The organism is Anaerolineales bacterium, from assembly GCA_016928575.1.
Taxonomy (GTDB): Bacteria; Chloroflexota; Anaerolineae; order Anaerolineales; family RBG-16-64-43; genus JAFGKK01.
Genome location: JAFGKK010000015.1, coordinates 85959 through 107846 on the forward strand (window position 1 = coordinate 85959; position 21888 = coordinate 107846).

At 62.3% G+C, this 21888-nt stretch carries 20 protein-coding genes, 1 tRNA gene and 1 riboswitch; of the genes, 2 read left to right on the top strand and 19 right to left on the bottom strand.

Going from position 1 to position 21888, the window contains the following annotated elements:
* The first annotated feature begins 39 nt into the window (after positions 1–39).
* Complete coding sequence (locus JW929_02575) at positions 40–687, top strand: hypothetical protein (GenBank protein ID MBN1438269.1); 648 nt, start codon at positions 40–42, stop codon at positions 685–687.
* 197 nt (positions 688–884) lie between these two features.
* Positions 885–1919, top strand: a complete 1035-nt coding sequence (gene holA / locus JW929_02580; GenBank protein MBN1438270.1) for a DNA polymerase III subunit delta — start codon at positions 885–887, stop codon at positions 1917–1919.
* 641 nt (positions 1920–2560) lie between these two features.
* Here the strand turns inward: holA and JW929_02585 are convergent.
* The 19 genes from JW929_02585 to JW929_02675 all read right to left on the bottom strand — a co-directional run bounded on the left by JW929_02585 (position 2561) and on the right by JW929_02675 (position 21881).
* Complete coding sequence (locus JW929_02585; GenBank protein ID MBN1438271.1) at positions 2561–3157, bottom strand: DUF937 domain-containing protein; 597 nt, start codon at positions 3155–3157, stop codon at positions 2561–2563.
* 441 nt (positions 3158–3598) lie between these two features.
* Entirely contained in the window at positions 3599–6034 is a 2436-nt protein-coding gene (locus JW929_02590; protein MBN1438272.1) for an AAA family ATPase, read from the bottom strand.
* A 224-nt stretch (positions 6035–6258) separates the two neighbouring features.
* Positions 6259–6669: a DUF3597 family protein gene (locus JW929_02595; GenBank protein MBN1438273.1), complete on the bottom strand. Its 411-nt coding sequence runs from the start codon at positions 6667–6669 to the stop codon at positions 6259–6261.
* A gap of 429 nt (positions 6670–7098) precedes the next feature.
* Positions 7099–8067, bottom strand: a complete 969-nt coding sequence (locus JW929_02600) for a hypothetical protein (GenBank protein ID MBN1438274.1) — start codon at positions 8065–8067, stop codon at positions 7099–7101.
* Positions 8068–8262: 195 nt separating this feature from the next.
* Entirely contained in the window at positions 8263–9162 is a 900-nt protein-coding gene (locus JW929_02605) for a hypothetical protein (GenBank protein MBN1438275.1), read from the bottom strand.
* A gap of 10 nt (positions 9163–9172) precedes the next feature.
* Positions 9173–10714 carry a glutamine-hydrolyzing GMP synthase gene (gene guaA, locus JW929_02610; GenBank protein ID MBN1438276.1) on the bottom strand — a complete coding sequence of 514 codons (1542 nt, stop codon included), beginning with the start codon at positions 10712–10714 and terminating at the stop codon, positions 9173–9175.
* 217 nt (positions 10715–10931) lie between these two features.
* Positions 10932–11504: a xanthine phosphoribosyltransferase gene (xpt, locus tag JW929_02615; GenBank protein MBN1438277.1), complete on the bottom strand. Its 573-nt coding sequence runs from the start codon at positions 11502–11504 to the stop codon at positions 10932–10934.
* 105 nt (positions 11505–11609) lie between these two features.
* A tRNA-Arg gene (locus JW929_02620) sits at positions 11610–11682 on the bottom strand.
* Between the two features lie 54 nt (positions 11683–11736).
* On the bottom strand, positions 11737–12501 hold the full coding sequence (locus tag JW929_02625) for an ABC transporter ATP-binding protein (GenBank protein ID MBN1438278.1): 765 nt from the start codon (positions 12499–12501) through the stop codon (positions 11737–11739).
* Between the two features lie 72 nt (positions 12502–12573).
* Positions 12574–13563 carry an ABC transporter substrate-binding protein gene (locus JW929_02630; GenBank protein MBN1438279.1) on the bottom strand — a complete coding sequence of 330 codons (990 nt, stop codon included), beginning with the start codon at positions 13561–13563 and terminating at the stop codon, positions 12574–12576.
* A gap of 105 nt (positions 13564–13668) precedes the next feature.
* On the bottom strand, positions 13669–14466 hold the full coding sequence (locus tag JW929_02635; GenBank protein MBN1438280.1) for an ABC transporter permease: 798 nt from the start codon (positions 14464–14466) through the stop codon (positions 13669–13671).
* Positions 14467–14673: 207 nt separating this feature from the next.
* A riboswitch (FMN riboswitch) is annotated at positions 14674–14838 on the bottom strand.
* A gap of 79 nt (positions 14839–14917) precedes the next feature.
* Entirely contained in the window at positions 14918–15154 is a 237-nt protein-coding gene (locus JW929_02640; GenBank protein MBN1438281.1) for a hypothetical protein, read from the bottom strand.
* 100 nt (positions 15155–15254) lie between these two features.
* The gene (gene recN / locus JW929_02645; GenBank protein MBN1438282.1) at positions 15255–16994 is read right to left on the bottom strand and encodes a DNA repair protein RecN; all 1740 of its coding nucleotides are present in this window, start codon (positions 16992–16994) and stop codon (positions 15255–15257) included.
* A 30-nt stretch (positions 16995–17024) separates the two neighbouring features.
* Positions 17025–17495 carry a DUF3592 domain-containing protein gene (locus JW929_02650; protein MBN1438283.1) on the bottom strand — a complete coding sequence of 157 codons (471 nt, stop codon included), beginning with the start codon at positions 17493–17495 and terminating at the stop codon, positions 17025–17027.
* A 21-nt stretch (positions 17496–17516) separates the two neighbouring features.
* On the bottom strand, positions 17517–18053 hold the full coding sequence (locus JW929_02655) for a B-box zinc finger protein (GenBank protein MBN1438284.1): 537 nt from the start codon (positions 18051–18053) through the stop codon (positions 17517–17519).
* A gap of 15 nt (positions 18054–18068) precedes the next feature.
* On the bottom strand, positions 18069–18941 hold the full coding sequence (locus JW929_02660; GenBank protein ID MBN1438285.1) for an NAD(+)/NADH kinase: 873 nt from the start codon (positions 18939–18941) through the stop codon (positions 18069–18071).
* Positions 18942–18978: 37 nt separating this feature from the next.
* The gene (locus JW929_02665; GenBank protein MBN1438286.1) at positions 18979–19497 is read right to left on the bottom strand and encodes a Dna2/Cas4 domain-containing protein; all 519 of its coding nucleotides are present in this window, start codon (positions 19495–19497) and stop codon (positions 18979–18981) included.
* Between the two features lie 53 nt (positions 19498–19550).
* Positions 19551–20300 (bottom strand): 23S rRNA (guanosine(2251)-2'-O)-methyltransferase RlmB, encoded by a 750-nt coding sequence (gene rlmB / locus JW929_02670; GenBank protein MBN1438287.1) that lies wholly within the window; start codon positions 20298–20300, stop codon positions 19551–19553.
* A 135-nt stretch (positions 20301–20435) separates the two neighbouring features.
* Positions 20436–21881, bottom strand: a complete 1446-nt coding sequence (locus JW929_02675) for a cysteine--tRNA ligase (GenBank protein ID MBN1438288.1) — start codon at positions 21879–21881, stop codon at positions 20436–20438.
* Positions 21882–21888 lie beyond the last annotated feature (7 nt).

A 21888-nucleotide genomic window follows, 5' to 3' on the forward strand; every position in this document is an offset into this window, starting at 1 on the left:
ACGAATTAGAAAATACACCTTTTGGAGACGGTGTAGTCCATGACGATTACCACATGCCCGCACTGCCAAATGCGCATTATCCCCCGGCCGGATGGCACCTGCCCAAGCTGCAACGGCCTGGTGGCGCGGAAGGATCCGCCGCCGGTTGCACGAACCGGCGCGGCGGTGATCAAGCGTACGGCGAAGATGGCCCCCAAAACAACCGCACGCAGGCAGTCGGCCTCCAAAGCGGGGAAGGCGGCGCGGCCCGCTCCCCCGGCGCCTCCCAGCGCCAAATCCATCGAGCCGCTGTATCAGGATTACCTGCAATCCGCCAGGGAAGTCCGCGCCGGCGCAAGGCGCGCCTTCTATCCCTATCTCGCGCTGGGGATCATCATCCCCATTGCAAGCCTCGCCGCCAGCTTCCTCACATGGCAGGAGCAATTGGTGGTATTCGAGAAAAAGCCCCAGCCGGTTCCGTTGACCTGGGTCATGATCTGGGGAGGAATCGTCATCGGCTTGGGCGTGATCGTGCTGGGAGCGATCCAAGGCGATCGGCGGGGTTACGCCCAAGCCCGGGAAGTCGCCAAGGACCGTTTGGGATTCTCCGAATTTTATGCGGCATTCATCAAACGTCTGTGGCCCAAGGAGGGCATGCCTTCCGGCGCGGCTTTTGAAAAATTGTTGATCCTTCTGGGAAAAAAATAAATCGCCGCGCGGCATCCCGGAGTCCCGCCCCCACGAGGGGCGCGGCCTGCCCTGCATTGCGGGGGCAGGCGCGGGGACTTGGCCGTCCCGCGAAAGCGGGATTACCCCCTCCAGGTGCATAGCGCTTCGGAAGGCCGCAAGCGGAACCCGGGCGGGAATCGCACATTCAGCCCCGGTTCTATTTTATAATTCCCCGCATGCCATTCACTACGCCGCCGGTGGTCTACATTCTGCACGGCGATGACGACCTTGCCATCGATGCCTTTCTCTCCCAACTGACCTCCAAACTCGGCGATCCCGCGACGGCTGGGATGAACACCACCCGTTTGGAATCAAAAGCTCTTTCCCTCTCCGGACTCCGTTCGGCCTGTCTGACCGCCCCCTTCCTCGCCAGGCGGCGGCTGGTGATCGTCGAAGGCTTCCTCTCGGGGTTTTCTTCTCGAAAAACCAAGCCCCCGTCGGACGGGGAGGAATCCTCCGATCCGCCGGTTCAGGGAAAGGAAATCCTCAAGCAACTCCTGGAATTCCTCCCGGAGATTCCCGCCTCCACGGCCCTGGTTCTGCTGGAAAAAAAACCTCTTCCTCCCACCCATCCGGCGCTCCGCTGGGCAGGGGAAAATCCAGCCCTGGCCTACGTCAAGCAATTCCTGCCGCCAAAGGGATCTGCATTGCCGGCCTGGATCCTCCGCCGGGCGCAGGCCGAGGGCGGCGAATTTACGCCCCAGGCGGCGCAAATGCTGGCCTCGGTCGTCGGCGACGATCCGCGCCTGTTGTCTCAGGAAATCCTCAAACTGCTGACCCACGCCGGATTCGCCCGGGCGGTCACGCCGGAAGACATCGCCGTCCTGACACCGGAGAGCGTGCTGACCGGCATCTTCGACATGGTGGACGCCATTGGCGGCCGCGACGGGTCGCGCGCCCTGCGCCTTTTGCGGAAAACGGTGGACCAAGGAAATGTCGGCGGCGTGTTCGCAATGGTCGTGCGCCAGTTCCGGCTCCTGCTGCTCTCGCGCGAAGCGCTGGATTCCGGCATCCCCGCCGCCCGCTTGGCCTCCGCCCTGAATGTGCATCCCTTCGTGGCGCAGAAACTCGCCCTTCAAGCGCGGAACTTCAATCTATCTTCCCTGGAGCAGGCCTTCCGCCGCCTGCGCGACATCGACGAGTCGGTGAAAAGCGGGCGGATTGAATTGGATGCGGCGATGGAGACGCTCGTCGCGGAATTGGCGTCGTAGGGAATTTTTGGGGAATAAACCCGGGGGCCGCTTAAACTCGCGCCTCCGAAAATCTCAGGGTGCGATCAATCCATTTGAGAAATCCTACGGTTCGCAAGGGTCAACCAACGGATACCGCGTGAGCCGTATGGAGGTATGGAGATCGGCGCATACGTACAGCCGCTCACATCCGGCTTGACGGATTATGGGAAACTGCGCGATCGCCGAATGGGACGGAGGCTTTGCGGAGGAAGAGGTCCTTCGCTTCCGGGTACCTCGCCATCCTTTCAGAAGGGTCGCCTTCCGTGCGGCCGGATTCCAAGATCGCGTCCGGCTCCGCGGCGGATTACCCTCAGCCGTTTCCGCTCCTCTCCGAGCGAAACAGAGCGTCGGCGCGGGCATCCGGATCCATGAACATAACGCGGCCGACGGTTAATCTCCACCGCCGGCCGAATCGCTTGATGGGATTCCTTCTCCGGGAATCCGCGTTCAGGAGAAACCCGATTGCGCCGCATCACTCCGGCGCACTTCGCCTGCGCGGGGCGGTTGGCATCTCGCCATCAACTGCGATGCGGTCTTCTCCCGCTTTCTCGGGACGATGACTGTCGAAAATTTTTCGGCGCCGCGATTGGTTGACGCCATACTGCCTGCCCGGCGGCGGTTTACTTTTTTTCGTCGCCGCCCAGCAACTTCCCCGCCAATCCCAGCACGTCATCCAAAGCCGAACCGTCTTTGTTGGAGTCCAAAAGCGTATTTAGGGAGCTCAGAATATCGGGCTGGGATTGTTGGGCCGCCTGCTGTTGATTGCCGAGAAAGCTCGCCAGCCCTTGCGAATCCAGATGGTTCTGTTGGGTCTGCGATCCCAGCGCGCCCATCACCAGCGGCGCGGCGATCTTCAGCAATTGCCCCACCTGGTCGTTGGACATGCCGGTTTGCTGCGCCATTCCCTGGGCGACGGCGCCCTGCTGGTTTCCCAGGACGTGGCCTAAAATTGCGGCTCCTTCGGACACCGCCGGTTTCTTTAAATAGCCGTTTACGTTGTTCAGAATGGAGCCGTCGTGGTCTTTGGACAGGGCCTTGTGCAATGCCTCCGCACCATCTGGTTTAGATGCGTTTTTGGCGAGCGCCGTGACCAAAAGCGGCATGCCGATGGAGAGCGCCGTTTGCAGGGTATTCTGGTCGACGCCGAGTTTTTTGCCGACACCCGAGAGGGCTTTTCCGGTTATCTGCTGCATGATCAGTTGGGTTACTGCGTCCATGGTCTCTCCTTTCGAGAAAAAACCTCTATGCTGCATGTAGCAACTTGGAATTCATTACCGGTTTGTATCTCCTCAGCCCCCCGTCCCTGCCCTTTCCTCACCCCCAACCCCACAACCCCCCTTCCCCCTCTCCTGACTTATGCCAGGAGAGTGGGAAAGCCTGTCCTCGAGCGGAGCGAGGGGGGGGGGCCAGGGGATAGGGGTGAGGATGGAAAAGAGCAGGATTTCATTTCAATATTACTGAGGCTGAGCAGATACACCGGTTTTCCCATTATAAACCCGAACAGCGACGAAATCCGGTCATGGTCCTGAACTTCCGCAACCAAAACAGACCCGTGAATTTGGGGGGCACCTTTTCCGGGATCGGGAATTCCCCGCGGTACACGCTGCGCCAATCCGGGATCTCCCAATTCCGGCGTCCTGATTTGGCCGCGCGGCGGCTCATTTCTGCTTGTCGAAGAGAAGGCCCTTTCCCTCCTCGTATCTGGCGACGACTTTATCCCCGTTTTTAAAATCGCCGCGCAGCAGCTTCACCGAGATCGGGCTCTCAATGTGCTTTTGCAGCGCGCGGTGCAGGGGGCGGGCGCCGAAGGCCGGATCGTACCCCTCTTTGGCCAACCATTGGCGGGCGCCTTCGCCAAGGGTCACGGTTAACCCCTGTTCGGAGAGTCGCTGCTGAATCTGTTTCATCTGCAAATCCACGATCTTTTCCATATCCTCCAATTTGAGCGGCGAAAAAATGATGATTTCGTCAATCCGGTTGAGGAACTCCGGCCGGAAGGTGTTTTTCAGGGCCTTCTCGATCTTTTCGTTCGACTCTTCCTCCTCGCCGTCCTCCCCCTTGCGCAAAAAGCCCAGCGACCCGGATTTCTTGACGAATTCCGTTCCCAAGTTGCTGGTCATGATCAGCACGGTGTTGCGGAAATCCACCGCCCGTCCCTGCCCGTCGGTCATGCGCCCGTCGTCGAGGATCTGCAGCAGGGCGTTCCACACGTCCGGATGGGCCTTCTCGATCTCGTCGAACAGCACCACCCGGTACGGCCGGCGCCGGACCGCTTCGGTGAGCTGGCCGCCTTCTTCGAATCCGACGTATCCGGGCGGGGCGCCGAACAACCGGCTGACGGTGTGCTGTTCGTGGTATTCCGACATGTCCACCCGCACCAGCGCGTCCTCGTCGTCGAAGAGGAATTGCGCCAGGGCTTTGGCCAATTCGGTTTTGCCCACGCCCGAGGAACCGAGGAAGATGAACGAGCCGATCGGTCGGCGCGGGTCCTTCAACCCGGAGCGGGCCCGGCGGATGGCGTCCGCCAGAGCGTGGATCGCGTCGTCCTGTCCGATGATCCGCTCCTCCAGCCGCTCCTCCATGTGCAGGAGTTTTTCGGATTCGGCTTCCAGCATTTGGGTCACCGGGATTCCCGTCCACTGGGCCACCACTTCGGCGATGTCGTTCTCGTCCACCACTTCGTCGAGGCGGTGTTCGGATTCCCATTGGTTTCGTTTGGCGTTAAATTCCTCTTCGGTCCGCAGCCTCTCGGCCTTCTTTTGGGCGGCGTGTTCGTAATCGCGGGCCAGGCCGGCCTGTTCCTCCTCGGCCTGCAGGCGGGAGAGTTCGGCCTTGAGTTTTTTCAGATCCGGAGGAAGGGAATAGAGCGCCACGCGCAATTTGGCCGCCGCCTCGTCCATCAGGTCGATGGCCTTGTCCGGCAGGCGCCGGTCGGTCACGTAGCGGTGCGAGAGCTTGACCGCCGCCACCAGGGCCGCATCCGAGAAGCGGACCTTATGGTGCGCCTCGTAGCGGTCGCGCAGGCCGCGCAGCATGGCGGCGGTTTCCTCTTCGCTCGGCTCGTCCACATAGACCGGGGCGAAGCGCCTTTCGAGGGCTGCGTCTTTTTCGATATGCTTGTGGTATTCGTCGAGGGTGGTTGCGCCGATGCACTGCAGTTCGCCGCGGGCCAGGGCCGGCTTCAACATGTTCGATGCGTCGAGGGCGCCTTGGGCCGCGCCCGCGCCCACCACCGTGTGCAATTCGTCGATGAACAGGATGATCTCGCCGCTGGCTCGCTGAATTTCCTCGATCGACGCCTTGAGCCGCTCTTCGAATTCGCCGCGGAACCGCGACCCGGCGATCATGCCGCTCAGGTCGAGGGCCACCACGCGTTTGCCGATCAGGATTTCCGGAACGTCCCCGGCGGCGATTTTTTGGGCCAGCCCTTCCACGATCGCCGTTTTGCCCACCCCCGCCTCTCCGATCAGCACCGGATTGTTCTTCGTTCTCCGGGAAAGGATCTGCACCACCCGCAGGATCTCGTCGTCGCGGCCGATCACCGGATCCAGCTTTCCCTCCTTCGCCATCTGGGTCAGGTCGCGGGAATACTTCTCCAGCGTCCGGTAGCGGCTTTCCGCCTGCGGATCGGTTACCCGCTGCCCGCCGCGGATCTCGCGGATGGCGTCCATCACCCTTTCTTTGGTGATGCCGCTCTCTACGAGGATCCGCCCGGCGCTCGTGTTGTGTTCGGCGGTGATGATCGCCAGGAACACATGCTCGGTGGAGATGTACTCGTCCTTCAGCCGGTTGGCCTCTTCGTTGGCCAGGTCGATCACGCGTTTGACGCGCGGCGTGATGAAAATCTGTCCGGTCCCCTGTCCGTAGATGCTCGCCTTCGGGCTTCCGCGCAGGACCGAATCCAGCCGTTGGGACAGCGCGTCCACGTTGACGCTCAGCTTTCCGAGGATCTGCGGGATCACCCCGTCCGGCTGTTCGAGCAGAGCCAGCAGGAGGTGTTCGGTGTCGATCTGGTTGTGGCCGTAGCGCTGGATGATTTCCGCGGCCCGCTGGGCGGCGTCCTGGGCGCGTTCGGTGAATCGGTCGAATCGCATCATGGCTCGGTATCCCTCCCCGTCCGCGTCTTCCCCGTCCGGTTCGTATACGATTATATCCTCACCGGCCAGCGGCGCCCGGATGGCCTTATCCTACTCCGGAACCATTAACGTCGCGTTGGCGCCGGAAGACAGCATGCGGCGCTGAATAGAAAGAGCTCCCGATCCGGCCCTGGTTTTGCGGTCCGCTCGGGAGCTCTCTATGGAATTGTATTTTCCGGGGACTAGTCAAGCAGGTTCTGCGGAATGTTCCCGCCGTTTTCGGCGATCAGCTTCAACACGGTTTTGTGAAGCCACATATTCCGCTTGAAGGAATCGTCGACGATGGCGGCCGGGCAGTTCAACTCCACCGCCAAATTCTTCAGATCCTCCGCTCCGTGTGGAAGATCGAGGAGCACGAGCAGATCCACGATCGATTCCTTCCAATTCAGCTTCATCGGATACTTCTTGGCCATTCCCTCGAGCTTGGTGACTACGTCCACCACCGGGATTGCCTTCTTGGCGGCCGCCGCCGAGGCGGCCATCGCAGCCGCCGCGGTCGCTGAGGCTCCCCCCTCTACGACCTTGGACGCGGGTTTTGCCTCCGGAGCCTTCTTGATGCCGAGCTTTTCGAGGATTGAATCGAAGAGGCCCATGTCAAATCCTTTCTAATTACCGTGAACGGAAAAACTTCGGGTGTGCCGACGTATCGACCTTTGGTAATTGTAACACCATTCACGGTTTTTTTCAGGATCGCGCAGTCCGCGCATCATTCCGCAAAGGAGCGTCAGCGGATTCTCACGGTGCGGAGGATGGAGGTCGATACATGCCCGGTTGTAGGTACGGGAGTTGCCGCTAAACTCCAATTCGACGGCCTCCCCGCCGCCGACCGCTTTCCAGGGCCGGCGCGGGCGATGGGTGCACCCGCCCCTGCAATGCGGGAGTTCCTTAGCCGGAGTCCTGTGGCTTTCGATGATGTTGGATGCCGTCCGCTTTCGCCGCCGGCGAAGAACGCGCCGAGGGCGGTTGCCGGTGTGAGGCTCTCCAGGCCGCGCAGTCATCAGACGGATTGCGTCGAACGCGCCTCATTGCTCCGGTCGGCCAGAGTCGGTCCGGAACGCGCTCTCGATGAGCGGCGTGACCTTGGCGAGATCCCGATAACCCAGCGCCAGGAAAGCGGTTTTCCATACCGCCAAGATCGATTGGATCAAAATCGCCGCCCACACGGTGGGCGCCATCAGCAACAGGCCGATGAGCAACGGCAAGGCCTTCGCGCCGTTCAGGGCCTCCATCCCGCCGGACAATCCGTAGGACAGCATACTCCACGCCGGGACGGCCATTGCGAAAAGCCCGATTGCCGCGCCCAAAGAAACTCCGAACAAGATCAGCCATAAGACCAGCACCGTGATGGTGTGGGTCCGAAGCACCGCCCAAGCCCGGCGGATGGCCTCGCCCGCATTTGCATTTTCCACCACGACCGCATAATCCATCAGTCCAAACAACCCGGCGATGACGAATCCCAAAAGAATGAACCCACAGCACAACGGCGGACAACCGAATCCGCAGAGAAAGATCAGCATGGACGCATCCGGCGCAGCGATCATCAGCAAGACGACGATCACCGCAATGACGATTACAACGGCGATTGCCAAGAGGCGGAGAAGAAGCAGGCGCGGGAAGAATCGAACTCCGGCATCCCAGATCTCTCGAACGTGGATGGATTCGCCCGCATCCGCCTTGAGAATCCCCCCGATCAAGCCTCCATACCCGACGATGGTTATGAGCCACAGCCCCAGCGCAGCGACAGCCAGGGCGACAGCCAGGGCGACAACCAGGAGGCAGATCACAACCATTGCCGTTTCCATGGCCGGGCCGATTTCGACGGCCTCAAACGAGTCGGCGGAATTCCAAACGGCGTACGGGTAATCGACGCTCCGGTATTTCACATCCAAATCCCTAAACCCCAAGGAAAAATTAATATCGATGTTCGGACTTCCGCCCCAGCCCCCCAGAGCCGCCAGGAAGCCGAAAATCCACAGAGCCTTGTTTCTCAAAGTAATGCTCCACGCCTTGGAGAACAGTTTGGATAAGCTGACTCTCATGGGGTCCTCTTTTCCGACGTCTTCCGCCCATCTTCCCGCACAACAAGCCGCACGGCATTAATAGGATCGCACCGCTGTCCCGGACGCAGAATCCGTCTGCGCGGCTTTTCTCCTCCCAGGAAAACGGGTAAAGCCAGCGCCTTCGGATTATGCAGTCTTTTTGTAAGCTGCCGCCGCAGCCGCCTCCCGGTAGGTAAGCGTGAAGTAGACCGTGCTGAACACCAGCACAAAAGTCATCAACGCCGCCCCGACGGGGGCGGTAAGCAGACAGATCACAACCGCGATCGCGGTTCCGGCGGTCGATCCGCTCAGCCAGGCCGCGGCGATCAGGATCAGCACGAGCGCCAGAACGAAGGCGAACACGAACGCCACCGTCAGGGCAAGGGCGCCTTGCACCAAATAAGCGAGCAGGAACCCACGCCATCCCGCGCGGACAAGTTGGCCGATCCTCCCCAAGGCCGTCCGCGGGCGCGCGCCTTCCAGCGCGATTGACATCATCAGCAGGAACACCGCCACCCCCAGGACGACGTTGAACGGCGAGAGGAAGGTTTGGATCAGCGGCGCCGCCGCGGAGCCCCAGGCCGTGTTGTCGCGCAGCAGGACTGCGAACAGGGCGGGGAGAATTCCCAAAGCCTGGATTAGGAAACCCAGCGTGAAGGCCAGCTTGAGAAGACCGACCCAGCGTTCCCGGCCCAGGTTGAGCGCCTCGCAGACCGATACCGTTTCCCCGTTTGCCGCCGCATCCGCGGCGCGGACCATCGCCGCCTGGACCGCCCACGAAAGCAGCGAAGTGACGGTCAGCAGAAACAGCAAAGCCAGGAGCAAGAGAATCCCTTCGACCGCGGAAAAAGCCGGGAGCGGAACCGCGGCCGCGCCGAGCGGGTTTTGCCGCGCGTGGAGCATCACGGTCGACGCGGCGGCGCCCAGCCCTCCGGTCAGAATCAACGCCGGGATCATGACCAGGTAGAGAAGCAAAGCCAGCATCCACAACGACCGCGAGCGGAAGGTGATGCGGACGCTTTCGCGGATGATGCGGAAGGGCGTCACGCAGCTGCGCTCATTCCCATTCGATCGTCGCCGGCGGTTTGCTGGTCACATCGTAGACGACCCGGTTGATCCCCTTCACTTCGTTGACGATCCGACCGGAGATGCGCGCCAAAAGTCCGTGCGGCAGACGGGCCCAGTCGGCGGTCATAAAATCCTCCGTCGTCACGGCCCGAATGGCGCAGACTTCCTGATAGGTCCGTCCGTCGCCCATGACGCCCACCGACCGGACGGGCAACAGGACCGCGAAGGCCTGCGACGTTTCGTTGCGCATCATGTCGGCCGCGGCCAATTCATCGGACAGGATCTTCTCCGCGGCCCGCAGGATCTCGAGCCGCGGCCAAGTGACTTCGCCCAGGCAGCGCACCGCAAGGCCCGGCCCGGGAAACGGCTGGCGCCAAACGAGTTCCTCGGGCAATCCGAGTTCGGCGCCGACTTTGCGGACCTCGTCCTTGAACAGGTAACGCAAAGGTTCGACAAGGTCGAATCCGAGATCCTTCGGCAGGCCGCCGACGTTATGGTGGGTTTTGATTTTATCGGCCGAGGAGCGCTCTGCGGCGCGGCTTTCCACCACGTCCGGATAGATCGTTCCCTGCACCAGGAAGCGCGCGGGCCCGCCGCCGCCCGCCGTGCGCAGGGCTTCGCGCTCGAAGGTCCGGATGAATTTTTCTCCGATGATCTTCCGCTTCCGCTCCGGATCGGTTACTCCGGCCAGCGCCTCGATAAAATCCTCCGCGGCGTTCACTGCAATCAGCCGGGCGCCCAGCGTTCCGCGGAAAGCGGCCGTCACCGCCTCCCCTTCGCCGGATCGCAGCATCCCGGTGTCGACGAAAATGCAGGTCAACTGATCGCCAACCGCGCGGTGGACCAGCGCCGCCGCTACGGTCGAATCCACCCCGCCACTCACACCCGCCACCACCGCCGCTTCGCCGACCCGCAGACGGATGTCCGCAACGCAGCTTTCGACGACCGATTCGGGTGTCCACTCGGATTTCACCCCTGCCGCGCGCAGGAACGCGGCCAGCATTTCCTTCCCGCCCTCGGTATGGTTCACTTCCGGATGGAATTGGAGCGCGAAAAGCCGCCGCCGCGGATCCTCCATCGCCGCCGTCGGGCAGTTGTCACTGACAGCCGTCGCGCGGAACCCCTCCGGGAGCCGTTCCACACGGTCGCCGTGACTCATCCAAGCCTGAAAAGCCGCTTTGGGAAGCAGAAGCGATCCGGAGTTCGGCCGGACTTCCGACCGGCCGTACTCGCGGCGATCGGAAGCCGCCACGCTTCCGCCTAGCGCGCGGGCCAACAGATGCATCCCGTAGCAAATCCCCAGAACGGGTTTGCCGGAAGCCAACACGTAGGGGGGCAGGGCGGGTGCGCCCGGTTCGTACACGCTGTTCGGTCCTCCGGAGAGGATGAACGCCGTCGGATTTCGCGCTGCGACCTTTTCTTCCGGCGCGTCGAAGGGGAATAATTCGCAAAACACCTGCGCCTCGCGGATCCTGCGGGCGATCAGTTGGGAGTATTGCGATCCAAAATCCAGAACGGAGACGGAATCCATGGAGACTCTCCAAATTCCCGGATCGATCCCGCGGTCATTTTTGCCGCCTGCGGGAAAATCCCCTTCCTCTATGACGACGGCCAAACCTTTGCGCCGAAGGGCGCATCCTTCCGCAGGCCCGCCCATGTGAATCAATGTCCCCCCATTGATCGACGATCCATGAAGAAGGGGGGACGACGGGAACCGCCGGATTTGCCATCCGTAAGTAATCGACTCGCTAGGGCGCGAACACGATCTTCCCATCCTGCATATCAGTGATCACCGCCAGCGCTTCGATCGGAACGCCGACGGATCGCAGCAACTCCCGGCCGCCGTCGAAGGTTTTCTCGATCAACGCGCCGATGCCGACCACCTGCGCCCCGGCCGCCTGTGCCAGCCGCACCAACCCGAGGATGGTCTGTCCGGTGGCCAGGAAATCGTCGATGATCAGGACTTTATCCCCTTCCACGAGGAATTCCGGAGAGACGATCAGCTCGATCGTCCGTCCTTTGGTGTGCGAGGGGGCCAGGGTCAGGAACACCTGATCCGGCATGGTGATCGGTTTGGTCTTGCGGGCGTAAACGACGGGCAGGCGCAGTTCCAACGCGGTCAACAGCGCTGGGGCTATTCCGGAAATTTCCGCCGTCAGCACTTTGGCGGCACCGACCCCTTGGAAGCGCTTTGCGAATTCCTTGCCGCACTCGTCCATCAGGATCGGATCGACCTGGTGGTTGATGAACCCGTCGACCTTCAGGATTCCGTTGCCCAGGTTGCGGCCGGTTTTCAGAATGCGTTCCTTCAATAATTCCATTTCACCTCCAGTGCCCGCCGCCGTGAGTATAGCATAGAGCGTTTGTCCGGCGTCCGAAGCCGGATGGAAAAACAAAACGCCGGATTCGCTTCCGGCGTTTTCTTGTGCCCCAGGAGGGAATCGGACCCCCAGCCTTGGCCTTAGGAGTGCCCTGCTCTATCCATTGAGCTACTGGGGCGTGGGCCTTCCCGGCGCGATCCGCCGAGAAGGATGGACACCATCGGGGCTCAGATTATACCGCCTCCCCGATCGCGGCCCGGATCCTTTCGGCCATCTTGCCAAACCTGCGCGTGTAAGCCATCTCTTCCCGTCGCGGCCGGGGCAGATCGACGGCCAGTTCCATCCTCAGCGTACCGGGACGGGATGAGAGCACCAGCACCCGGTCGGCGAGCAGGAGCGCCTCGGGGATCGAATGCGTCACCATCACCACCGTCTTCCGCTGGGCTTGGGTGATGCGCATCAGCTCGGCGCCCATCCGGTCGCGGGTCATCGCATCCAGCGCCCCGAAGGGTTCGTCAAGCAGCAACACCTCCGGATCATGGGCCAGAGCCCGCGCCAGGGCGACGCGCTGGGCCATCCCGCCGGAAAGCTCCCGCGGCAGGCTGTGCTCGAAACCGGACAGCCCGACCAACGCTGTCAGGCCGGCGACCGTCCGCGCCGCTTGGGCGCGGGATGTGCCGCCCAATTCGAGGGGCAGGCGGATGTTCGCTTCGACGCTCCGCCAAGGCATCAGATTCGCCCGTTGGAAGACAAACCCGATCCGCGGCGACGGATTGACGAGTCCCCGGCCTTCGAACAACACCCGCCCTGCCGTCGGACGCAGCAATCCGCCGAGGAGGCGCAGCAGGGTGCTTTTTCCGCAGCCGGAAGGCCCCGCCACGCAGATGAATTCCTCGCGATGGACGGAAAAAGACACATCGCTGAGCGCCCGCAGCTCCGTTTCCGGCCCGATGAATTTTGCCGTCAGGCCGATCGCTTCGATGATCGGGGGTCTCACGCCTCTCCGCCTCCGGAAGCCCTTTCAAGATCGGTCGGCGATGGTCGATGGTTCCTCGCCGGTTTTCAAACCTCACCCGGGCAGGTAATCGTTGGTGAACGCCAGGGTGACGTCGATATCCTCCGTCAACAGACCCATCGACTGCAGCGTATCTTCCATGTTTTGCCAGGCGGCCAAATCGCTCCATCCGGGTTGGTCGCCCTTCCAAAACGCGATCGTTTCGTCCAGGACCTGCTTCTGGATCGGATCGTCCTCCGCCAAGCCTTCGATGTACTTTCGGCAAATGCCGTACGCTTCCTCGGGATCCGCGACCGTGTCTTCCACGGCGCGTAGGATCGCGCGGATCATCCCGCGCACCAGCTCGGAGCGCCCGGCAAGCGTCTTTTCATTTGTCAGCAATCCGTTCGAAGCCAGGTCGACAAAATCCGCGACCCGGATCACGTTCACCGCATAGCCGCGCGCGGCGAGTTGGACGGGTTCGTTGTTGGCGTAGACGACCGCGGCATCCACCTGGCCGGCGACCAGCGCCTCCACCTGGTTGTATCCGACCACCTCTAAGGCGATTTCCTCCTCGGCGATTCCGGCGGCGTTGAGCAGGGCCCGGTACCCGACGTAGGAAGCTCCGGCCAGGATCGGAATGCCGACCTTTTTCCCCTTCAGGTCCTCCATCGTGCGAATTCCGGTTTCTTCAAGGGCGGCGACGGCGACCGGATAATCCCGCCACCAGGCCATGGCATACACCACCGGCAGTCCCTGGGCCCGCGCGAGCAGGACCTGTTCCCCGGAAACCACCGCAAACGGCAGTTCTCCGGCGCCGACCAGCGCCACCCCGTCGGTTTCAAATTTATAATCGAACTCGACCTTAATTCCTTCTTCCTGGAAATACCCCTTCTCCACCGCCACATAGAACGGCGCGAACTGCACGTTGGGTATGTACCCCATCGGCAATCGGATTTCTTCCAGCGGCCATTGGTCCGGCGTCGGCGTGGATTTCTCTCCGGCGGACGGCGAACAGGCGGCCAGCAGGAGGATGCCGATTGTCCCTACCAAAATGCGTTTCATTTTCTTTTCTCTCCTTTTATTATGGTTTCTCGTTTCCCCGCACTGGTTTTCTACTCTCTTCTCCCCCACCCCTTTCCCGGCTGACGGCGGAACAGTGACGGTATTTCACTCCCTCCATTTTAGAAAACTTCCTTCCGCCCAGGCGACCAGGGCGTACAGGGATACGGCCATGGCCACCAGGGCGAAGATTCCGACGAACACCATTGTGGTGTCGTACTGCCCGCGGGCGACGCTGATCAGGAAACCCAATCCGCGGTCGGGAGCGATGAATTCGCCGACCACGGCGCCGATGACCGAGAGCGTGGCGCCCACCTTCAATCCGCCGAGCAGGATCGGCAGAGCGGCCGGCAGTTCCAAATGGAGAAAATTCTGCCAAGGCGTCGCCCCCAGCGAACGCATTAACTCTCGCAGATTCGCCGATACCGACCGCAGCCCGACCACGGTATTAACCAGCACCGGGAAGAATACAATCAGCGCGCAGATCAGCACCTTGGTGGGCAGGCCGCTTCCCAGCCAGATGAACAGCAGCGGAGCGATCGCCACCACCGGAACGGCCTGCGTGGCGACGATATACGGCGCGAGAATCCGCTCAGCCAGCCGCGACTTGCTCAACAGGTACCCAATCAGGGCGGCGGCTCCCACGCCGAGCGCCATCCCGGCCAGCACTTCCTCCAGCGTATAGAGTGCGTGGCGCAGCAGGCTGCCGTCGGCCGCCGCCTCCAAGAAGCGTTCGGCCACGCCGGCCGGTCCGGGAAGGATGAAGGCGGGCAATCCGGATAACGCGGCAGCCGCCTGCCAGGCGATTCCGCAGGCAGCGATCGCCGCCATAACGGGGAGCGCTCGGATTGCGGAGGATTTTCTAACGCGCACCGCGGTGGGTTTTCCCAATTCGAATCCTGACATCTTGCGTTCCCGTTTGCCTCCCTTACACCGCCAAGGCGCAAAGAGCGCCGTGGCAACTATGGAAGAAGGCTTCCTCGCGGCCTTCGCCGATTCGCGGTGGAAGGTTCGTTTCCTCTTTCGGCGGCACTCCGGTTCGTTGCGATGGATTGCTTAAGAAAAAACCCCGAAACCTTTTGGGCTTCGGGGTCCGGAAATCATCCGTGCAGAAACGACCTTCTTTCATCCCGACTGTACGGTCGGCTCCGGCTTCTCACCGGATCATGCCCGTGCGGAAATTCCGCACCGGCTCGCGGGCTTGCCGGCATTTCGCCGGCTTACCGCCGATCGGGAATTGGGCCAGCCTGCGGCCCTCACCCGGCCCCGAAGGATATGGATTTGTGCCGATTATACCATCCGCTTGCTGTGCCGGCCTGCCGGGCGGTCCGAAGCCGCCCATTTCCAACCCGGGGGATTACGAAGCCCCTCCGGGGCCAAGTTTATTTTCCGCCACGAAAGCCAGGATGACCGCAAAGACCATCACGATCAGCGATTCGGTAAACCCTCGAACAAGCGCGAATTCACTGACCACTACGGTGAGGATGACGACAAGATGGATCCAGCGTTTGGCGGCGATCCATCGCCGGAGTTGGTAGAAGGCCAGGATGATCCCGGCGCCGATCATGATGAAGGCGATGAAGATATCCCACATCGCATATCCTCCTTGTTCGGTTCTCCCGTTGGACCGGAGGCAGACGCCGGTCGCAATGGCCGTACCGTGGAATTCCGATCCGGAGAAACGCGCACGGCGGCTATCCCGCCTGCCGGGAAGCCTGCTTCTCCTGCTCAACCAATTGAAGGATTTCTTCAGCCGATTCGCGGGTGGTTTCCGAAAGGGTTCCCAGCATCGCCGCCAGCTCGGCGATGCGATCCCGTGCGTGCAGAAGCTTCGCTTGCGTTTGGGTGCGTTTTCCCAGCACCGATTTCTCCACCCGCAAATGCCGGTCGCCGTAGGCGGCCAGTTGCGGGAGGTGCGTCACGCAGAAGACCTGGTGCCGCGGCGCCAGCCGCCAAAGCTTGCGGCCGACGACCATCCCCACCCGGCCGCCGATGCCCTGGTCGATCTCGTCGAAGATCAGCGTGGGCGTGCGGTCCGCCCGGGCCAGCACGCTTTTTAAGGCCAGCATCAAGCGCGAGGTTTCTCCGCCGGAGGCCACCTTGGCGAGCGGTTTGAGTCCCTCGCCGGGATTGGGCGCGACCAGGAACTCCACGCTGTCCAATCCCGTGGAATCAAACGCGATTCGCTTTCCGCCGACGATCGCTCCGTCCGGGCTTTCCGTCCAGTGCCGGTCCACGGCGAACTTCGCCCCTTCCATACGAAGTTCCGAGAGTTCGGCTTCGATGCCGCGGGCCAGCGTTTCCGCCGCCTGGGCCCGCAACTCGGAAAGCTCCGCCCCTTGCCGGCCGATTTCCCGAAGCAGGGCCTGCTCGCGGCCTTCCAACTCCGCCCGCCGCTCGTCCGCGTGGGTGATGCTTTCCAGCTCGCGCTTGGCTTGTTCGGCGTGGGCTTGCACCGCCTCCAGCGTATCGCCGTACTTGCGTTTGAGGGTCCGCAGGAGTTCGACGCGCTCTTCCACCAGCTCCAGGCGCTTTGGGTTGAATTCGATCGAATCCCGGTAGGCGCGAAGCCCCTTCGAAAGCTCGGCGGCCTGATCCAAAACCGCCTGGGCGTTTTCACTCTCCCCCTTCAGCGCCGGGTCGATCTTCGCCAAGGCCGCCAGGACCTGCGCCGCCTGGCCGAGGGATGTGGTCGCCGGATGAAGCTCCTCCTCGTCGGAATCCAGCGCAAGGAGGGCTTGGTCGGAAAGCGTCGCCAATTGTTCTGCGTTCGCCAAGCGGGTGCGTTCTTCCAGCAGGCCGGTTTCCTCCCCCGGCCGAATCCGCGCCGCCTCGATCTCGCCGATCTGGTAAGTGAGCATGTCGGTTTTTCGGGCGGCGTCGCGCTCCCCGGCCCGGATCTGTTCGAGTTCTTCGCGAACGGCCTTCAGCATTTCCGCCTGCAGGGAGAATTCCCTTCGCCGCTCCTCCAAGCCGGCGAACCGGTCGAGCAGCCGCAGGTGCTCGCGCGTGCGCAGCAGGGAAAGATGCTCGGATTGGCCGTGGACGTCGATCAGCAGTTGGCTTACTTCGCGGAGGATGGCCAAGTTCACCGCCCGCCCGTTCACCCTGACGATGTTGCGCCCCCCGCGCCGGACCTCCCGGCCGAGGGTGACGGCGCTGTCCCCCTCCCACAACCCTTCGGCTTCCAGAATTCCGCGGACTTCGTCGAGGATCCCGCCTTGGAGTTGGAAATCCGCCTCCACCGAGGCGGTCTCCTCGCCGGACCGGATCACGTTGGCGTCGCCCCGTCCGCCGAGCAGCAATTCAATCGCGTCGACGATGATGGATTTGCCCGCGCCGGTCTCGCCGGTGAGTACGATCAACCCCGGCTCGAACCGCAGGGTCAGTTCCTCGATGATCGCAAAATTGCGGATGCGGAGTTCCCGCAGCATATGCGGTGCCGGCTCCTTCCCGGAAAACGCCTATCCCGCTCCCCACAACAATCCAAACAGGGCAAGCAGTCCGCCGAACACCATCCAGGCGATGCTTGCCCTGTAGTTTTTCGCGGTTTTCTCGATCTCCAAATAGCATTCGCGGACGTTCTCCGGATGATGGCGGACGGTCACCGCCCCTCCCGCCGGGTAGCGCGCGGCGATCCGGTCCGCCTCGTCCTTGCTGTACAGATGGCGCGGCAGGGAAACCGCGGAGCCGAAATGCAATTGGCCGCCGGTGCGGAATTGATAGTTTATCGAGATGTCGTATTGAATGATTTCCTTCCCCGATCGAATCTTCAGCGGCGGCTGCGGCACGACCTCCAACGAGGTCACGGTCCCCGGAACCTGCGGCCATGCCTCCCGAGCTTGGTCAAGCATACGCGCCTTGCGGGCGGGGAAGAACACACCGGCTCCGAGCAGAACCATCACCACGCCGAAGATGATTAGACTGGGTCCCATATTTGCGCCTCCCCTTCCTCCCTATAGGATTCGAACGCCCTTCATATTCGCCGCCAAGACCCCGACCGCGATGATCATGTATGCCCCCGGCCACAACAGCTGAAATCCCAGTGCGAACAATCCCTCGGCGCCGACCTGCCCCCAGGAGACCAAGACCAGCGCCAAGGTTGGAATCATGATCGGCAGGCTTCCCGCGACCCCGCCCGCCACCGCCGCCAGCCAGAGGTATTTGTTGCGCCGGTGCCGGACCGCCCAAGCAACGGCCCGGGCCGCGATGGAGCCGGCAAATGCGGCGACGAACAAAATGAAGAAACCGATGAAGGCACTCAGAATGGAACCTGCCCCGCAGACCAACGCCGCCGCGACGAACGCCACAGGAAAATCGTACCATTTCGACGTATCAAAGATCTTCTGTTGTTCCCGGACGCATTGCCGACAGCGGTACCCGACCGGGGTTCGGACGGCGCATTGTGTGCAGATCGGCTGACCGCAACGGTTGCAGCGCAGTGAAGTGGGTCGCCCGGGATGATATGCGCAAGTCAACGTTTGTTCGTCCATGGCGTCGTTCCGATGTTATCTTCCGGTTTGCGGATTCCTGTTCAATCGGGCGGCGATGTTGCGGTAAAAATACCCCCGCCCCTGGGCGCGGATGAACCGCGCCGACAGTTCGGAAGACCGGATGGCGATCCGGTCGCCGTCCAAGACTTCCTCCTGATGCTGGCCGTCGCAGGAGAGCACCGCCGGCGATCCGGTGTGGACCCGGATTTGCACCTCGGCCCCGTCGGGCAGAACGATGGCGCGCTCCACCGATAAGTGCGGGGCTACCGGGATCAGCAGGATGTTGCGCAGTTCGGGCGGAAGAATCGGCCCCCCGGCCGCCAGCGCATACGCCGTGGAACCGGTCGGCGTGGCGGTGATCAATCCGTCCGCGGCGTAGGTGGTGAGCGGCTGGCCGTCGACCGTGGTTTCCATCCGGACCACCTTTAACCCGCCCGCGCGGTTGACTGAGCATTCGTTGATCACATCCCACTCCCCCAGGCATTCTTCATCCCGTTCCTGTTTCACATGCAGCATCATCCGAATCTCGATCCAGTATCTGCCCGCCAGAACCCGCTCCAAGCCGGATTTCCAATTGTTGCGCTCGAACTCCGCCAGAAAACCCAGTCGGCCGAGATTCACCCCCAGGACCGAGATCGCTTTCCGTGCACAGGCGTGGCTGACCCTCAGCATGGTGCCGTCTCCCCCAAGGGCGACCACCATGTCGAAGCCTTCCGCCCTTACCGCAGCCGGAAAATCCTTCTGCGACCAGCTTCCCACGGCGGATGCGGGCGCGGCGGATTTTATGAATCCGCCGATTTCCCGGGTGATGGATTCAGCATCCGAAATCACCGGATTGAACACCAGCGCGATCCGCTGGGGGATGGGGCGCGGCAATTGGTCCGTCATAGGATGAATAAATTATAGCAGGAGAAACGGAGGCCAATTACGCCAGCCGCTGGTCGCAGGAATCCCGGTATCCGCAGGCGCGGCAGCGGTTGGCTTCCGAATGGGAGCGGTCCACCACCGCAGCGGATAAATCCCTGCGCATCTCCTCCGTAATCGCCGCAACCTCATCCAGCAGATTCTGGGTGAAGGGGATTTCCACGGCCCGATCCCGGTATTTGAGAATTCCGTACGGCGGGACGCGTCCGAAATGCTCCCGGACGAGGATGGCGTAGGCGGCCAATTGGAAGAGGTGCGAGGGATAGGGCGTAAGGGGCGCCAGGCCCGATTTCACTTCGATCGGAATGATCCTTCCGCCCTGGTTGATCAGATAATCCGGCCGGCCCACGAGCGAGTAATTCGGGGAAAACAGAGTCCCTTCCGGTTTCCGCAGATGCCCGGTGTCGATATGGATCACGCGCCCGCTCGGAAGCGCCAGACGCCTGCGCTGCCAAGCCGAGATTCCCCATAGGACCAGGGCGCAGATCAACAACGCCAGCGCGATTCCGAGAACCCACATCCTGCGTCTCTTTCCGCATCGCCGCAATCGGAGGACCGCCGCAAGCCGGCGGATCATCCGGAAGGAGGTTCGGCCATCCGCCGGAAAACCAGATACAGTGCGACGGATCCGGCCGCGGCGGCGTTTAAGGATTGGATTTTTCCGCGCATCGGAAGTCGCAGCAGCCGGTCGCAGGATTTCCGCACCAACGGCCTCAAACCTTCTGCTTCGCTGCCGACCGCCAGCGCGAGCGGGCCGTCTAAGCCGGCCTCGAAGATGGATTCCGCCGCCGGGTCGGCGTCCAATCCCGCCACCCAGATCCCCCGCCGCTTTAACTCCGCGATCGCTTGGGCCAGGTTGGCCTGGGCGATTTGCAGATGCTCCACCGCCCCCGCCGACGCATTCACCACCGCCGGTGTGACTCCCGCCGCCCGCCGCGGCGGTAGCACCACCCCCTGCACGCCGACGGCCTCCGCCGTGCGCAGTAGCGCGGCCAGGTTCTGCGGGTCTTGAATTTGATCCAAGATCAACACCAACGCCCGCGGACCTTCCCGCTCCACCCGGGCGAGGATTTCCTCCAGCGGTGCGAGCGGATACGCTTCGGTTTGGACGGCCACCCCCTGATGGTTTCCTCCCAAGCGGTCGAGGATTTCGTTGGCCACCTTTTCCACGGGTAGGTTTTTCTTGCCTGCCAGCCCGAGGATCTCCCCCAAAGCACCTTGCGCCTGCGCCCCGTGCGCCAGGCGGACGAGGAAAACGGTCCGGCGTCCGGACCGCAGCACTTCGCGCACGGCTTGGCGGCCGTAGATCCACTCCCGGTTCACGGTTTCCCTGCCGAGGTATCGGCCTTCAGCACCGGCGGTCGGCTCCGCCGGTAGAAAAAGGCCGGGGTGTTCCCCGGATGAAGGCGTTGGCCGAGAGGATTGCGTGGCATTGAGCGGGGAACCTCACCGGCGGATTTATTGGATCTTCCAGGTCGTGCCTTCCTTGCCGTCCTCCAGCATTACTCCGATGTCCTCGAGCCGTTTGCGGATCGAATCCGAAAGTGTCCAATCCTTGCGGGCGCGGGCCTCGTCGCGCAACCCCACCAGCAATCGAATCAACGACGCCTCCCGGTCGGGCGAAGAACCGCCGTCGCCCCTCGGCAGCAGCCCGAGCACATCGCCGGCCAACTCGCGGTAGAGGGCCGCGAAAAGCTCCTGATCCTTTCGGCGAAACCCCTTGTCCGTTCCCAGCCCGGTGTTCACCTCGCGGGTGAACTCGAACAGGGCCGCGATCGCCGCCGGCGCGTTGAAATCTTCATCCATCGCCTCCCGGAACCGGCGGCGGACGTCCTCCGCCAGCGCGGATGCCGCTGAGCTTTGAGTGGGATCCCCCGCCTCCGGCGCCGCCAGCCGCTGGACCAGCGCGGCATACGGCCCGACCAGACGCTCCCATCCGCGGACCGCCCCCCGCATCGCCTCTTCGGAATAATCCAGCGGACTGCGGTAATTTCCAGAGAGAATGAAGAAGCGGATCGCCTCCGGACGGAATCGGGCCAGCGCATCCTGCAGCGAGACGAAATTGTTCAGGCTCTTGCTCATTTTCACGCCGCCCACGGTCAGCGATCCGGTCAGCAGCCAATACCTGGCAAACGGCTTGCCGGTGGCGGCTTCCGCCTGGGCGATCTCGCACTCGTTGTGGGGGAAGATGTTGTCGACGCCGCCGCCGTGGATGTCAAAGGTTTCGCCGAGGTATTTGGTGCTCATCGCCGAGCATTCGATGTGCCATCCTGGGAACCCCCACCCCCAGGGCGAAGGCCAGCGCAGGATGTGCTCCGGCTCCGCCTTCTTCCACAAGGCGAAATCCGCGGGGTGGCGCTTCTCTTCACGGACTTCCACCCGCGCGCCTTCTTCCTGCTCCTCCACCCGACGACCGGATAATTTTCCATATTCCGGAAACGAACGGACGTCGAAATACACCGAGCCGTCTTGCTCGTAGGCATGCCCATTTTCCAGAAGACGTTTGACCCATTCGATCTGCTCCGGAATGTGGGCCGAGGCGCGCGGCGATATATCGGGCCGGACCACTCCCAAAGCGTCCATCCCTTCGAAATACTCCCGCGTGTACCGTTCGACGAGCTCCATCGGTTCCATGGATTCGCGTGCGGATCCTTTGAGGATCCGGTCCTCTCCGCTGTCGAGCAGGTGGCCGACGTCGGTGATGTTCTGCACGTAGCGGACCCGGTATCCAGAGTAGCGCAGGTAGCGGACAATCACGTCGAAGGAGACGTAGGTCTTTGCGTGTCCGATGTGCGTACTGGCATATACCGTCGGTCCGCAGACATAGATGTGAACCCGCCCTTCGGTTATGGGTTGAAAGGGCTCGAGTTTGCGGACCAGGCTGTTGTACACGATAAGGGCCATAAGCCAT

Excerpts from the sequence above, each read along its gene's own strand:
- JW929_02590 (MBN1438272.1), bottom strand. The coding sequence starts at position 6,034 with ATGCGATTCGACCGATTCACCGAACGCGCCCAGGACGCCGCCCAGCGG.
- JW929_02675 (MBN1438288.1), bottom strand. The coding sequence starts at position 21,881 with ATGGCCCTTATCGTGTACAACAGCCTGGTCCGCAAACTCGAGCCCTTT.
- xpt (MBN1438277.1), bottom strand. The coding sequence starts at position 11,504 with ATGGAATTATTGAAGGAACGCATTCTGAAAACCGGCCGCAACCTGGGC.
- JW929_02595 (MBN1438273.1), bottom strand. The coding sequence starts at position 6,669 with ATGGGCCTCTTCGATTCAATCCTCGAAAAGCTCGGCATCAAGAAGGCT.
- JW929_02640 (MBN1438281.1), bottom strand. The coding sequence starts at position 15,154 with ATGTGGGATATCTTCATCGCCTTCATCATGATCGGCGCCGGGATCATC.
- JW929_02665 (MBN1438286.1), bottom strand. The coding sequence starts at position 19,497 with ATGTGGGTTCTCGGAATCGCGCTGGCGTTGTTGATCTGCGCCCTGGTC.
- JW929_02630 (MBN1438279.1), bottom strand. The coding sequence starts at position 13,563 with ATGAAACGCATTTTGGTAGGGACAATCGGCATCCTCCTGCTGGCCGCC.
- guaA (MBN1438276.1), bottom strand. The coding sequence starts at position 10,714 with ATGGATTCCGTCTCCGTTCTGGATTTTGGATCGCAATACTCCCAACTG.
- JW929_02635 (MBN1438280.1), bottom strand. The coding sequence starts at position 14,466 with ATGTCAGGATTCGAATTGGGAAAACCCACCGCGGTGCGCGTTAGAAAA.
- JW929_02585 (MBN1438271.1), bottom strand. The coding sequence starts at position 3,157 with ATGGACGCAGTAACCCAACTGATCATGCAGCAGATAACCGGAAAAGCC.
- JW929_02650 (MBN1438283.1), bottom strand. The coding sequence starts at position 17,495 with ATGGGACCCAGTCTAATCATCTTCGGCGTGGTGATGGTTCTGCTCGGA.
- JW929_02660 (MBN1438285.1), bottom strand. The coding sequence starts at position 18,941 with ATGACGGACCAATTGCCGCGCCCCATCCCCCAGCGGATCGCGCTGGTG.
- holA (MBN1438270.1), top strand. The coding sequence starts at position 885 with ATGCCATTCACTACGCCGCCGGTGGTCTACATTCTGCACGGCGATGAC.
- JW929_02575 (MBN1438269.1), top strand. The coding sequence starts at position 40 with ATGACGATTACCACATGCCCGCACTGCCAAATGCGCATTATCCCCCGG.
- recN (MBN1438282.1), bottom strand. The coding sequence starts at position 16,994 with ATGCTGCGGGAACTCCGCATCCGCAATTTTGCGATCATCGAGGAACTG.
- JW929_02655 (MBN1438284.1), bottom strand. The coding sequence starts at position 18,053 with ATGGACGAACAAACGTTGACTTGCGCATATCATCCCGGGCGACCCACT.